The sequence below is a fragment of the Marinobacter sp. genome (assembly GCF_039977835.1).
In the GTDB taxonomy this organism is placed as follows: Bacteria; Pseudomonadota; Gammaproteobacteria; order Pseudomonadales; family Oleiphilaceae; genus Marinobacter.
The window spans coordinates 1-12,763 of sequence record NZ_JBDWCL010000023.1 but is presented as its reverse complement, the minus strand read 5'-3'; the positions used below and the strand labels follow the sequence as shown (position 1 = coordinate 12,763).

Genomic DNA, 12,763 nt, shown 5'->3' with positions numbered 1-12,763 from the left:
AAAAAACTCAGCAAGACGTCGACCAGGACCTGATTCGATCCCGATGGACCCATCCTGCTGCAAATAATGCCGAAGGTTAACAATCCAAGTATCAGCCATGCGTTTACAACACCGGTCCAATCAAAGGTAGTAGTGATCGTTCTCTCCAGCGCAAGCTGCCGTCGGTCATCCGGTCAGGCCTGCGGCTTTCAAATTCAGAGTCGCCAACGTACAGTTCAATTGTATTAAAGTCGTCGTCGGTCTTCATCTACGCAAAAGGTTCTCTACCATCGGTTTCAGGGCGCCTGTCACCTCCATGCGATCCGACGGTTTCTACTATAGACTTGCCGACGATTAACTCAGCCTGGAAGCGCCGTCAGGCGTTGATTAACCCGAGGTGTTGCACTCGGAGCAGGAGACCGCTCACAGTTTATCGACTGCAGAGTACATGCCGGAGAAACGAAAGACTTGGAAACCCGATAATGTCCAACAATCAATCCAACGTTCATTGCATCGATAGGCCGCGTTGTTCACGGTGTGGCGCGTTTCGCAGGCTTGACCAGTTAAATGGCTATGACCCGCTCGCTCCTATGGGTCAGAAATATCGGAATGCCTATTGTATCCGGTTAGCAGACTGCGACAGCACCGTTTCCAAAGCTCATTTAAAAGCGCTGACGGAACATATGGAGTAGGTTTTCAGAATTCAGTAATAGTTTATTTGTTTCTTTTGTTTCTTTGCTATTCTTTGGGCAGTGAGATAACCCATGAAGGATGAGCCATGCGACCTCCCGAGACATCCAACGAAGCCATCATCGAGGCCGGTAAAAAATTACAAGAAGCAGGTCGCCGCATCACTGGCTTTGGGCTCCGAAAAATGACCGGGAGTGGATCACCAGACCGTCTTCTTCGGGTGTGGGAGGAGTATTGCGAAGCTGAACCCAACCAAGGGCGGCCAAGCTCCAGAGTTCAGGCGCTCCCCAAAGATATTGAACAGTCCCTGAAAGACTTGTCTTCACCGTTGATGGACTACGTGCGCCAGTTAGCGCTTGATTTGTACGACAAGACTGAAAGGCATGTCCAACAGCAAACAGCTTCGGATATGGAGGCCAGCCAAAAGGCCCAGGAAAAAGCTAGAGCCGAGTTGCTTGATGCCCAGTCTATGCTGCAAGAGCTCGAAGAAGACCTTGGCTATGTTCGTGCCGAACGTATTAAGTTATCTTCCGAGCTAAAAACCACACGTAAGGATATGGATATTCTCCGGCGTCAGGTTTCGGAACTCGAGCGGTCGTTGGCTGTCGCTCAGGAAAAGTGCCATCATGAGCAGGCCTTGAAGGACGCTGCACTTCAGGCACTGAAAGAAGAAAAAAATGAGAACGAGGCTCTTACCAAGGAGCTAGGTGTGCTGAGAACTCAATTGGATGGGCTCGCAGGACAGCACGCCAAACAGATTGACCAGTTAATAGAGAGAATAAATGGGGGTGCGACAAAGCGCTAATTCGATTTCCCGTGGCGATGTTTAGAAGTTCCTCTAATTCGAGGAAAGCTGCTTGACCCATGTATCAAAATCCTCTGGCACGTAGAGCTCGGATCTGACTCGAGAGATGGCTGTGTAGACGCTCGAAACCAATGCTTCTTTTTTAACCATGTTGGTCTGACTGAAAAAGTCATCGGAGATAACGACCTTGTCGAACTCCATATTCTTGGTGTGTTCCGGCATCCCCAGCCACAAAACATTGGATGTGTTGCGGATCTGGCGCGAGAGTGACTCGGTTAGATTTGGAAGCCGATATCCACGGGTGAGCAGGTCGACAACCCGGGTTATGTCAGCGAACTCTGATTCGCGCTTTATAAGTTCGTCGAAAGTTCCGTACCGGAACAAGCTCGGGAAGCTCGGGCGAGTACCGTGGTTAAACAGTTCAATCACATCACCCATAAACCACTGCAAGGCTTTCTCTGAGCCAGGCATCAATCTAAAAGCCGCTTTATCATGCGCACATCGCTGGAATTGCTCGAACAAAGCCCAGTAAGAGCGAAAAATGATGGCGCAATTACCGCTTGGTGTTGGAAGGCTCTGATAAGACAGAACCTGGGTGTTTTCCGGCCGGATTCCGACAAATTCCATTTCCGGAGTAATCGGGTGTGCCGCAAGAACCTGATTGAACAAATCCGTTGTGCTCTCCCCCGCCCTAACTGAAACCCCCAGCTCCCGGCCTCGTGATCGTCTTGGTCGCTCCGTTCCGCCGGCGCCGAAGAGGTGCTGATAGCGATCTCCAAAGGTAAAGGTCGCCTGCGGCGGAGGTGTCCTCTCTAAGATGTTGATGATAGGCACAGGCAAATCGTGGGCCTCATCAACCAGAGCGATTCGGATCGTCGGTGGAAGCACCTTCCCTTGAACATCCGCAAGCTTGATTAGGTGGTAGATTCGCGTTGGAAGTTCGGACTCCTGGTTGGGCGGATCGACGATGAAGGCCCACATCCTCCGTGCAATTTCTACCAGAATTGCTTTCTCGGGAGCGGACCAGTGAAACCTCATCGTAGAGGGGAGATGCTCATCTGAAATCTCATTACTCGCACTGTGGCAGAATGAAGTTACGGTTTTCCAGGCTATTTTTGCTATCTCCGGTGCCCGCGCTCGCTGAAGCGGCCGAATTTCCAGTATCTGGGCCATCTGCTCATAGGTACGATTAAACCTCTGCCCCATCCGGTAGCGCGAACCACGCGAAGGTCTGGGTGCGTCCTCCCCGGGATACACAAGTTCCTTGATCAATTCTCCCAACGTCAGCCCGCGGGCGGCCTGGGTACGATCCATAAGTACCGCAAGTTGCTGCCGAGTGTGTGCCAGGGCAACAACGGAGAGTCCTTTTGCGCTGAGAGATGCCGCTAAGGTGGTTATCAGATACGTTTTGCCTACACCGGCAAAACCTTGAACAGCCATAGGTTCTTCGGGCTCAGCCTCAATTGCCCGAATCAGACGGTCATGCTCTACGGAAAGTGAAACAGATCGCTGCTGACCTAAAATGCCCCTCTTGATAAAAACCTGATTGAATTCACTCGAACAGCCAAAGCGCCAGCCGTTTGGCTTTTCCAGGTAACTTTTATTGGCCACATCCGAGACAGACATGAGAAAAAAACCATCGCTGTTGCCTGGCGCCAGGTCCATGAAACCCTCAGTGCGCTCTTGAAGGAGGTCCTGGATTTCTGACTTCGTTTCCTCAGACTCAGCAATCAGCCGTAAGCAGTCCGCCAGAAGCCTTTCACTTGCAGGGCCATTAAAGGGCTTTGAGGTGTTGGCCAACTTGAAGAGAGTGAACAATCCAGCGAGCTCAGGGTTGGTCAAACCGGCAATTTTCGTCCTGTCTTTATCGAGCGCGATCAAGGTCTCACGGCTAATGGGAATCGCAAGTTTCGTCATGTTGTCCGGTTCTTAGTTAAAGGCTTTTTCACTGGGTTCTGTAAGCAGTTGGAACAAAGATACTGACACGAGCTGCGCATGGCCAATCAAAGACTTCGCAATATAGAAATATATGGTATAATAATGCATAAAATTAGTATTGATTACGCGTTGACGCTGTCCGTGCCGTACTCAGAAATCGAGGGCTCACAAAATGCAGAACTCTGTTGCCGAGACTGTCTCAGTCCCGGGAGAGTTGATCGATCAACTCTCCCGGGCATACCAGGCTCTGGTGGATAACTGCGAGCAACTGAAAACGCTTTCAGACGATGATCACAGGGCAGATTTCGAAGTTTACGTGCCACCGTTCAGTAGCACTGAAAATGAGCGATACTCTGCACAAGCCCGCAAGCAGGCGATTGTGGATGCCGTTGGCCTGACCATTGACGACACTCAGAGCCGGCAGTGCGACGCAGGCATTGTATGCGCCTCTGGCGAAACAGTGTCGGTTGTCGAACAGCTCAATGAGACCAAAGCACATTTCAAGGAAACAATCCTGAAGATCCGCAGTCTCGCCTCGGGTAAGGTGGCCGGTTCGCGCGAAACGGTACTTAAGAAAGCGCTTAAAAGTGCGGGCATTCAGACATTGGACTTGCGTGAGTGCTACCGGCAAATTCGGGTGATGCCGCCAGCGCTTGAATCAATCTCGTGGACCTGGGCCACCAGTCACGCGCGTATTCAGAAGCTAACCTTCGATGAGGCAGTCGCTATGGCGGAAGGCCTGAGAGATCGCGATGAAGATTTGGCGGAAACCGCTTTGGATATCCTGAGGCGTAAATGTGCCCCGGACGAAATCCTGGTGCGCCGGATTACCCTGCCAAATCAGTTGAGGGCGAATTACTCATACCTCGAAAAAGGGGAGATTCAGCGGAAAAGCTGTCCAATCTCGGGGGCCGTCATTGCTCAACAAAAAATGCTCCCTCGGATGGCGTGGCGGGAGAATCCTGTTTCCCGTAAAGAGGTGCCCATTCGACTCCAGCGGGAATCAAAAATAGAGCCAGAACCTGTTATCCAGTCGCTGAGCATCCATAGGTACGTTCGTGGACATGCGTAATCATCCGGCTAATCAGACGAAAGTACGGTGTTTCGGCTCAAAAGCTGGGCTTACGGCCGAAGCGACCGTCTTGCTAAAAGATGGCGAGGAGCCCCTTGCGGCTTTGAATCTTGAGGTCGCCCCTCGTGACGGCGAACGCATCAACTGGAAGAGCAAGATCGTTCTTCAGCTCGGAGAGGATGATCTGCCACTCCTATGCTGCGTGTGCCTGGGTTATTTGCCCAAAGCGGAATTCAAGCGACCAACAAAGGGCATTGTCGTAGAACGCCAACCCAATCGGTTATTCATTTCTGCGACTCAGGGCTCAGGGAACTGTTATGCCCTGCCCTTGCCAATAGCTCAGACATTCCGCTTTGGAGCCTTGGCACTGGCGCAGCTCAAGAAGCAGTCTGGGATGGACGATGATAACTTGCTTCTTGCTTCGTTGAGAGGAGCTGCAGCACTATATCAGTGTTGAATACGAACATGAGTGGCGGTCCCAAAGCTGACACTCTGGGCAATTCCATCCCTGATAATCCCCAATGCCGAGCCATTCTCGCTGCATGTTTGACTATAATCTTAGCCGACTTTGATGAAAAAACGGTCCTTAAAAATTCCTTTCGGCTCCCTCGATGGCAGACTCGTCGCTCCAGAAAATGTGGCTCGTGGACGAGACTGTAATTGCCTGTGTCCAAATTGCGATTGGCCCCTTATTGCCAATCAGGGGGGTCAAACCCGGCCCTATTTTTCTCATGATCGCGGTCCCGAGTGTGTCGGCGGTTTCGAAACAGCCGTTCACAAGATGGCCAAGCAAATCATCTTGGATCACTTAACCGTAGTGCTTCCCGCTCACTCCGTGGAGATAACGGTTCCCGTTACTTCTGAGGACGATGTTCTAACTGGCAGCGTTCTTTACCCCGAGCGTCTCGTTCAGCTGGTGTCGGCCGTGTCAGAAAAGCAGGCAGAAGAACCTGGTCGTTGGATACCGGACGTTACCGCAACCCTTAAGAACAATGCCAAGCTCTACATTGAGATCAAGGTTACTCATGGTGTGGAGCAACCCAAAGCCGAGGCCTTGGATAACCTCATGGAGATAGACCTGGGCGACTGGGAGATTGATGCCTTGGCGGATACCGAAGTGCTAGAGCGCGCGGTGCTGAGAATGGCTGCTCGTTGCTGGTACCGCTGTTCACTGTATTCCAATTTAAAAAAAGTTCGACAGAAACAAGCGGAACTGGAGGCCAAGGTATCTGAGGTGCTCGATCGCAGGCGCCGACGTGAAGATAAAGAGCGTGATGCTGCTCGCGAACATCAAAGGCAGCGTGAAGCCGCAAGAGCCAACTATCAGCAAGATCTGAAAAAACTCATCGAGCTCAACACGGTCGCTGGTCAGGAAGCGAGAGAAAAGCTCCTCGCTGCGAATTCGAGCAAGCTTTTACTCGACATTCCACAGCGCTTTCCCAGGGAGTTTGCCAATGGTAGCTGGCCCAAATATCTATCGGTACGAGTCGCTGGAGACTGGTTGTTCAACATAGACCGGCGGGTGTGGCAAACCTACATTTACGAGCGGGCAATCGCTGACGTTCCGAAGGGGCATCAGGTTTCAGTCAAGCCACTCACTGACAGTATCGTTCGTCGGTTTGGCGTTGTCGACTGGGCTAAGCGGCTGAGCGATCTCAAGCTTGAAACCCTGTTTGCAACGAGCAATCGCAAGACCCCGGTTACTGAAAAAAATGTGTGGTTCCTTACCAGCGAGGAGAATGCCCTGATACGAACCCCGTCAAGCGTCGTTCGAAGCTATCTTGATGCCCTCGTTGCATTTGGTCTATTGAAACGGGCCAGCCCACATACTTACCAGGTAGAAATCTAGAATGGGTGCGCAAAATCTGGGCTGGAAAGTGGTCTGTCGCCCGTCCCCCATTAGCGACATCGCCGCAGAAAGTCTTTGATCCACTCAGTTTCAGTTGGTTGGGGTTCTAGCCGGTATTTCTTCGTAATCCTGGAAAACCGCGCCACGTAGGCACATCGCCCGGAGGGTGGCAACCATTCCATCGGGCCTCTTGCACCTTTACTGCTATTGAGACTCGACCGGGAGAAGATTTACAGGGTCATTGGCAAACCATTCCCGATTTGCATCACTCCAGTAATTGGCGCCACGATCCCAGGCCCATTTCAATGGGACAACATGATCGATTTCCACTTCAGACGAATTCTGAATGACGTTTCCCGAGAAAGGGCTTATCCACCTGCCGGTTACGACTCGGCAGCGTCGATCTGTTGCAAATCTGACCGGTGTTGATGACATCTGAATAAGCACTTCTGCCCTACTGTCCTGGCAATCACCATCTGCATCATCCCATCCGTGGCCAAAGGCTGACCTGGAGTAGCTATCTGAAACAGACGACTTGATAACTCTCCGATCACTTACAGAAGGACGAGCCATCCCCTTCGGCAGGCGACCGCCCGAGGCAAGGCATTCTTTAACAGAATCAAATGGCTGAAAGGTTTTGGTTCGGTCATACCAGCTGCTTTGTGGTGGATGGCAGATACCGCTGTTCGACATTTTAACGACTGAAGCGAAAGCTGGGTTGGCGGCGGCCAGAAGGGCAAGAAATACGATCTTCAATACTGCATTGATCAAGATTGTTGATTCCTTAGAAATGCGGAATGGCTCAATTTGAGGTGCTGGGCCGCTCAAGCACGTCCAGATTCATCATCAGTGGAGTCGCCCTCAGGCTCTTTTTCCATAAGTTCGGCAACGAGTTGTTCGGCTACAGGATCGCTCTCCCCACCATTCTCCCGAATCACCATATACCAGCCAAGAATCAACCCGACGACATTATCATCGGGGCCTTCTTCGAGGTGATCTAAAGGAAGCCCCTCACTGCGCTCACAGATTTGCTTGATTACGTCCCAGTCGAATTCAATTTTGCCTGTCTCAAGGCGTTTCAGCCCGAGATCTGCGAAAGCTAGATGATCCGGAATGATCACGCGCGCCTTACGTTGCTCCATTAAAGAGCTCCTAGTTTATTCGGATGCTCAAACCTTAATCGTCCGAAGCTTATCGATCAAATTCATGTATCGCGTCCCAGAGACGAACTCCAAGCCATCGAGCCAGGCGTTCACAATCTCCGATAAGCGCCCTCCTGCCGGCGGAGGTCAAAGGCCGACGTTGCGTGAATACTTCACGCCTTGATTTGTCGCTCAAAACAGCGTTCAGTTGGTAAACAACGCCGGCTGATTTTGGATCGCCGTCCGAGTAAAAGAATGAGATCAACTGGAGAGAATGAATGTCGGCCAGCTCGACTGCCCCCGTGTGCCGGGATTCGCTTGAGCTTTTCCAGAAGGTCCCAGATTTGCGGTCAAACACGGGCCGACCCGCCGAGCGATAGAAAACGTACCCAATTGTGAGGTAACCGGGAATCAGGATGAACGGTGCAATAAACGCCAACCTGTGCCAAGTGTCGACGACCAGAGTCATCGGCAGGGTAATCAGAACAGGCATCACAGCCATCAGGATCTTCAGCGAGGATGGCAATGCAAATGTCAGAGCGAGTGGCCCGAGGGAAACGAGCCTCCGGCGTAGAAGCACGCTTTGCGTGTCCATCGGAGACCATGAGACCTTGCTGGCAAAGTGGTCCGCATACTGACTTGTATCAACGGGCCCAGGATTAAAGCGATGTTTCATTCGAGCCCGAAACTCAGCCCACCCCAGAAATTTCAGCACAGCTTTCTTCATGGCTTTGATTGCGACCAACGATGTCGATTACCGAGTGATCTTGCGTTAACCAGGGCGTTCAGGATCAGTAGCAAGACTAGATAAAGCAACATCCATGGAGCCGACAACAGAAGCATCAGTGGCCACAGGTTGCTAGCCAGAAGGATTGTGATGATTGTGTACGCGGTGATGAGGGCGCCAATGACCGCTGAAACGACCGCAGCGGACTTCAAATGGCCGCGAAAGACTCTCAAGCTGAAAAGCTGGAGAATGGCGTAGGCGGCAAAAGTCAGGAACAGCAGTTCAATCTTCAACGGCACTCCTAATCTTTCTGCCGACGTCTATCCAGTCTAGGAGAGACTCATGAGTTTCATCCAGCTGAGTTGGGTGGATGCTCACCGATCCGTACCCACCATCAGGAGTGATTGCGTAGGCCGCCACTCTAAATGCCTCGATTCCTGACGATAGAACGGCAATCACATCCGAATTAGATTCCGCAACAATGGCACAGTGACCCGTGTACCCAGCGGGCAGGTAACTGGTTGCCACGTCGCCGCCAATTTGATCTGCGACCTGTGCGATCACGATTCCACTAATTTGGGTCTTCAAAGTCAGGGTCTGCCTTCAAGTGGGCCAGTCAAATCACCAGCTATTTCTGTTTGAAAATAACTGCTGGAATTCTACTGTTAGGGACATTGCCCGGCGGAAAACAAAAGGTCATGCCTACCGGACCGTTTGAACCTTATTAATCGGTCCGGAGCCGATAAGATGGTGAAAATTTATTCCGGACCCTTTGTTATGCCCAAACTCTCGCAAGTAGCTCTCTTCGCGGCTTTTGGCGTTCTCTCGCTGAGCCACGCCTACCAGTTTTCAGAGATTAAAGCGCTCAAACAAGGTCAATCTCAGGTCACGCAGACGCTTACAAGCAATGAAGTCGTGTCCATCGTGGATCAGAGGTTGGATCTAGCCGAACAAAGGCAGGTAAAGAAAGCCTTTCAAACTCTCATCGGAGAATATGAATTGGCCTCCCCGCAAACACCTGAAGACCGGCTCGTGTACGGCAACTTGAACGCACGCCTCACCATGCAGGAATTTAGCGATATTGAGTGCCCGTTTTGCCGCAAAATGCATGGTGGATTGAAATCGGTCGTTGATAACTCCCGCGGCGTCGTCAACTGGGAATTCAAGCATTTCCCTTTAAGCGGTCATAACCCGGCGGCCGCCATGCAAGCCAAAGCCGTCGAGTGTGTACGAGAGTCCTATGGCAACCAGGTTGCCTGGGCTGCCCTTGACCAATTTTTTGAGAAGACTCGAAGCAATGGTCAGGGGGTGGGTGATCTGCCGACGTTTGCCAGATCGATGGGCTTGAGTGGCAAAGCGATGGAGCTCTGCCTGGACTCTGATGCCCACGAAGACCGAATCTCAGCGGATTATCGTGAGGGATCGAAGCTGGGTATTACCGGAACACCCGCTCTGAGAGTTCTTGATCACAAAACCGGTCGTGATTACCTCATCAAAGGCTATAAAACGCCAGAGCAGCTGGCCCAAGCCCTTCAGCAGATTCTTGGGTACTGATGTGGCAATCTGCTTTATTGTCGAGCGAGAGAAGCCCTGTGAGCCGGACATTCTCACCTCTGTCGTTCACCTTACTCTGACCGTCCTGGACGCAGGCCGGAATCTTGTTTTTGAAATGCCGGTGCCTAAATCCGGCTGGTCACAACGGATGCTGGAATCTGTTACAGCACATCTCACTTTGCCTGAGCTGGATGCTTTTCTCGGAGATACATGGGTGGGTTCGACAGAGATTTGAGAGTAATCGAGGGTTGGCAGACAAACGTGAAAAATAGTCTAAAAAATCCCCTAACCAACTGAAATATTTGTAGTTTAGCCCGTTTCTATTTCGGCTCATATTTTGGGTTCACCTGATCACCGGGCGTCCCTTGAGGGGTAAGCTCAGCAAGTTTCAAATCAAACAACTGCTGCCCTACCGGACGTCTAAAGTCCAATGTGTAATCTCCAAAACGATTGATATGACGGGTTCGGTACGGCGATAGCGTTTTCAGGACATCTACGGTGATGGCGATCCCTTCCGCTGCCATATCGCGCAATACCCGGCTGAGAGCCTCGACGTTGTGCAAGATCAGCATATTCGCCACCAGGTGGTTGTACTTCACCACCTTTTGCTGCTCATGCCGGAGGTTGGCCGCAATGATGCCCTCGCGACCAAAAAAACTCCATTTTGCAAACCCGTTAAACTGCTCTCAAAATGCTCGACTGCGGATCGGTAGCTCCGTCGGGTATTGTCGCGGGTAGCAGCCCGAACGTACCGATCAACCGTCATTGGGCGCACCAGCGTCGTCCGATTTCGGCGATGCTCTTGTCGCTTCCCTTATCCAACGTTCGGCTGCTTCGCACACGTGTTGATCGAGTGGTTCGGCTTGTTTGTGCATTTTTGATCTCCTGGTGCGGCCTTGGTCCAGGGCGGCAAATCGAGTCATATCGTACCGAGCATCGGTCAGTATAGCCGTCGAAATGAGCATCACAATGGATAACGCTGGATTATTACATGCCTGAACAGATGTGCTTTCCAACGACCTTTCTGGTGTATATAGTACGTAATTACATAATACGTAACACAGTACAAAATAAACATGAGGACACCATCATGGCCCGAGGCGGCATCACCCAACCCCTGGTTGAGGACGCCCGTAAACGTCTTCTGGCTCGCAATGTTCACCCCTCCATCGACGCCATACGAGCCGAGCTGGGCAACACCGGCTCAAAGACCACCATCAGCAACCACCTGAAAGCGATCGAGGCCCGTGAAAGCACCCGTCTGGACGACGAAGCGCTTCTGAGCAGCCACGTTACCGACTTGGTAGGCCAACTGGCTCGGCAATTACGTCAGGACGCGCAGGAAACCATTGAGCAGGCCGAACAGCGCCAACAGGCCGAGGTGGCCAGCCTGCAGGAAGCCTTGACGGCACAGACCGCTGAGACCAGGCAACACCAGGCGCAAAATACCGTGTTGGCTCAGGCGCGGGATGATTTACAGGCGGAGGTCCTTGGGCTGCGGGAGGCGCTCTCGAAACTCGAAGGCGATAACCGCGCACAGGCCCAGCGCATTGAAAGTTTGACTGAGCAGGTTCAGGACAAGCAACGCCAGGTGAATTCACTCGAAGAAAAACACAAGCATGCCCGGCAGGCGCTGGAGCACTATCGCGGCTCCGTGAAAGAGCAGCGCGAGCAGGATCAGCGGCGGCATGAGCAGCAGGTCCAGCAAGTCCAGGAAGAGCAACGCCACCTGCAACAAGCCCTGGCCGTGAAACGCGACGAGCAGACCCAGGCCACCCGGGAGATCACCCGGCTGTTCACGGAGGTGACTGAAGTTCGAAAGCAGTCGGATCGGTTGACCCAGCAACTGGGCGAGCGGGAGCGCGAAAATCGTCGTCTGGCCGACAAAACAGTGCGGCTAGAGCAGCAAGTCGTGGCGTTACGCCAACGAAAGGCTGCCTTTGAAAAGCAGCAGCGCGTGAACGACCAACTGAAAGCGAAGGTGCAGCAGCTTGAAACCGAGCTGAGCGTGAAGAATGAGCTGTTGGATCGCTTGAGCGCTGGCAACAATTCCGACGAGGTGAACAGAGTTTCTTGAAATTCCTCGAGACTATGTTTTAAAGCCTACTGCAAGGCTATTGTCGCTCAAGTCTCAGGTGTTTTTCATTGGGTGAGCCCGAGTGGTTTGGATGACGGGTTTAGGGCGACGTGTTGTCCGGTCTTTTGTTGTCCATCATGCTTAGCTGTAAAAATAAAAGTCGTTTTTTTTCCTCTGTTTCACGGCATACATGGCCATGTCTGCCCGCTCTACCAGCGTTTCCGCCCCCGCCCCGTCTTCAGGATACATTGCAATCCCGATGCTGGTTCCGATAGAGACACGAAGGTCGGTGCCCTCAAACGGAAAAGGGGTTTCGAGCGAGTTCAGAAGTTTGCGTGCGACCGTTGCGGCGTCCTTTTTTTCGTCAAGCGAGGGCAACAGGACGGTAAATTCATCGCCACCATAGCGGGCAAGGGTATCCCCCTCTCGCAGACAATGTGTCAGACCGGCGGCGACTCTTTGCAACAGCTCATCGCCAACCCCATGCCCGTAGGTATCGTTTACTGCTTTGAAATCGTTCAGGTCGATAAAAAGCACGGCAAGCTTCTGCCCATTACGGCTCGCCTGACTGACAGCCAAGGTAAGTCGGTCCATAAACAGGCTCCTATTCGGCAGCCCGGTCAGTGTGTCGTGAGAAGCACGAAACTCCATCAATGCCAGTGTCCGTTTGTGCTCCGTGATGTCCCGCACAATGCCCAAAAAAGGAGGCCTCGCTGGAGGGGGCTTTGCATAAGTTAGCGCGGTGTTCGCCTCACGCGGAGAGACAACTTTAATGTCACAATCCAGGTAACCGATCCCTCCATGGTAGGTTTTAAGCTTGATCTCTTGGGTTACTGGCTCTCCCACCTCGTTCTTACCAAATAGCAGTGGAAGCTTAGCGATGTCACCCTCATGAACGAGCTGAGAAAACGGTTGGCCAATCAGCTCCTC

12 protein-coding genes and 1 pseudogene are annotated in these 12,763 nt (G+C 52.2%); 6 read left to right on the top strand and 7 right to left on the bottom strand.

Translation table 11 applies throughout. From position 1 onward, the window contains the following. Positions 1-757 precede the first annotated feature (757 nt). A complete protein-coding gene (locus tag ABJM11_RS07965; RefSeq protein ID WP_100690101.1) occupies positions 758-1,474 on the top strand; it encodes a DNA-binding protein in 717 nt (238 codons plus the stop codon). A 33-nt stretch (positions 1,475-1,507) separates the two neighbouring features. On the opposite strand, the gene ABJM11_RS07960 is transcribed toward ABJM11_RS07965, so the two are convergent. Then, the gene (locus tag ABJM11_RS07960) at positions 1,508-3,391 is read right to left on the bottom strand and encodes an AAA family ATPase (protein ID WP_100690100.1); all 1,884 of its coding nucleotides are present in this window, start codon (positions 3,389-3,391) and stop codon (positions 1,508-1,510) included. Between the two features lie 193 nt (positions 3,392-3,584). Between ABJM11_RS07960 and ABJM11_RS07955 the strand changes: the two genes are divergently transcribed. The 3 genes from ABJM11_RS07955 (at position 3,585) to ABJM11_RS07945 (ending at position 6,333) form a co-directional block, all read left to right on the top strand. Further along, the gene (locus ABJM11_RS07955) at positions 3,585-4,484 is read left to right on the top strand and encodes a DNA replication terminus site-binding protein (protein WP_100690099.1); all 900 of its coding nucleotides are present in this window, start codon (positions 3,585-3,587) and stop codon (positions 4,482-4,484) included. Then, positions 4,477-4,941 (top strand): hypothetical protein, encoded by a 465-nt coding sequence (locus ABJM11_RS07950; protein WP_069183720.1) that lies wholly within the window; start codon positions 4,477-4,479, stop codon positions 4,939-4,941. Before ABJM11_RS07955 ends, ABJM11_RS07950 begins: the two co-directional genes overlap by 8 nt. Positions 4,942-5,265: 324 nt before the next feature. After that, positions 5,266-6,333 carry a hypothetical protein gene (locus ABJM11_RS07945; protein ID WP_157807867.1) on the top strand — a complete coding sequence of 356 codons (1,068 nt, stop codon included), beginning with the start codon at positions 5,266-5,268 and terminating at the stop codon, positions 6,331-6,333. 204 nt (positions 6,334-6,537) lie between these two features. Here the strand turns inward: ABJM11_RS07945 and ABJM11_RS07940 are convergent, their stop codons facing one another. The 4 genes from ABJM11_RS07940 to ABJM11_RS07925 are packed head-to-tail and all read right to left on the bottom strand — an operon-like array spanning position 6,538 to position 8,495. Continuing rightward, positions 6,538-7,104, bottom strand: coding sequence for an HNH endonuclease family protein (locus tag ABJM11_RS07940; RefSeq protein ID WP_227521167.1), 567 nt, complete (start codon positions 7,102-7,104; stop codon positions 6,538-6,540). Positions 7,105-7,157: 53 nt separating this feature from the next. Next, positions 7,158-7,475, bottom strand: coding sequence for a hypothetical protein (locus ABJM11_RS07935; RefSeq protein WP_100690096.1), 318 nt, complete (start codon positions 7,473-7,475; stop codon positions 7,158-7,160). Between the two features lie 49 nt (positions 7,476-7,524). After that, the gene (locus ABJM11_RS07930; RefSeq protein ID WP_157807866.1) at positions 7,525-8,202 is read right to left on the bottom strand and encodes a hypothetical protein; all 678 of its coding nucleotides are present in this window, start codon (positions 8,200-8,202) and stop codon (positions 7,525-7,527) included. After that, complete coding sequence (locus ABJM11_RS07925) at positions 8,199-8,495, bottom strand: hypothetical protein (RefSeq protein ID WP_100690094.1); 297 nt, start codon at positions 8,493-8,495, stop codon at positions 8,199-8,201. Before ABJM11_RS07925 ends, ABJM11_RS07930 begins: the two co-directional genes overlap by 4 nt. 454 nt (positions 8,496-8,949) lie before the next feature. On the opposite strand from ABJM11_RS07925, the gene ABJM11_RS07920 reads away from it, so the two are divergent. Continuing rightward, positions 8,950-9,756 carry a DsbA family protein gene (locus ABJM11_RS07920; RefSeq protein WP_227521166.1) on the top strand — a complete coding sequence of 269 codons (807 nt, stop codon included), beginning with the start codon at positions 8,950-8,952 and terminating at the stop codon, positions 9,754-9,756. 320 nt (positions 9,757-10,076) lie between these two features. Here the strand turns inward: ABJM11_RS07920 and ABJM11_RS07915 are convergent. Continuing rightward, positions 10,077-10,442: pseudogene (locus ABJM11_RS07915) on the bottom strand (Tn3 family transposase); the annotation flags it as partial. 404 nt (positions 10,443-10,846) lie between these two features. Between ABJM11_RS07915 and ABJM11_RS07910 the strand changes: the two are divergent. After that, positions 10,847-11,833: a DNA-binding protein gene (locus tag ABJM11_RS07910; RefSeq protein ID WP_348296177.1), complete on the top strand. Its 987-nt coding sequence runs from the start codon at positions 10,847-10,849 to the stop codon at positions 11,831-11,833. A 141-nt stretch (positions 11,834-11,974) separates the two neighbouring features. Here the strand turns inward: ABJM11_RS07910 and ABJM11_RS07905 are convergent. After that, positions 11,975-12,763: sensor domain-containing diguanylate cyclase (locus tag ABJM11_RS07905; RefSeq protein ID WP_348461494.1), on the bottom strand; the 789-nt coding region annotated here is incomplete at its 5' end.

Excerpts from the sequence above, each read along its gene's own strand:
- ABJM11_RS07960 (WP_100690100.1), bottom strand. The coding sequence starts at position 3,391 with ATGACGAAACTTGCGATTCCCATTAGCCGTGAGACCTTGATCGCGCTC.
- ABJM11_RS07945 (WP_157807867.1), top strand. The coding sequence starts at position 5,266 with ATGGCCAAGCAAATCATCTTGGATCACTTAACCGTAGTGCTTCCCGCT.
- ABJM11_RS07955 (WP_100690099.1), top strand. The coding sequence starts at position 3,585 with ATGCAGAACTCTGTTGCCGAGACTGTCTCAGTCCCGGGAGAGTTGATC.
- ABJM11_RS07950 (WP_069183720.1), top strand. The coding sequence starts at position 4,477 with ATGCGTAATCATCCGGCTAATCAGACGAAAGTACGGTGTTTCGGCTCA.
- ABJM11_RS07965 (WP_100690101.1), top strand. The coding sequence starts at position 758 with ATGCGACCTCCCGAGACATCCAACGAAGCCATCATCGAGGCCGGTAAA.
- ABJM11_RS07910 (WP_348296177.1), top strand. The coding sequence starts at position 10,847 with ATGGCCCGAGGCGGCATCACCCAACCCCTGGTTGAGGACGCCCGTAAA.
- ABJM11_RS07920 (WP_227521166.1), top strand. The coding sequence starts at position 8,950 with ATGGTGAAAATTTATTCCGGACCCTTTGTTATGCCCAAACTCTCGCAA.
- ABJM11_RS07935 (WP_100690096.1), bottom strand. The coding sequence starts at position 7,475 with ATGGAGCAACGTAAGGCGCGCGTGATCATTCCGGATCATCTAGCTTTC.
- ABJM11_RS07930 (WP_157807866.1), bottom strand. The coding sequence starts at position 8,202 with ATGAAGAAAGCTGTGCTGAAATTTCTGGGGTGGGCTGAGTTTCGGGCT.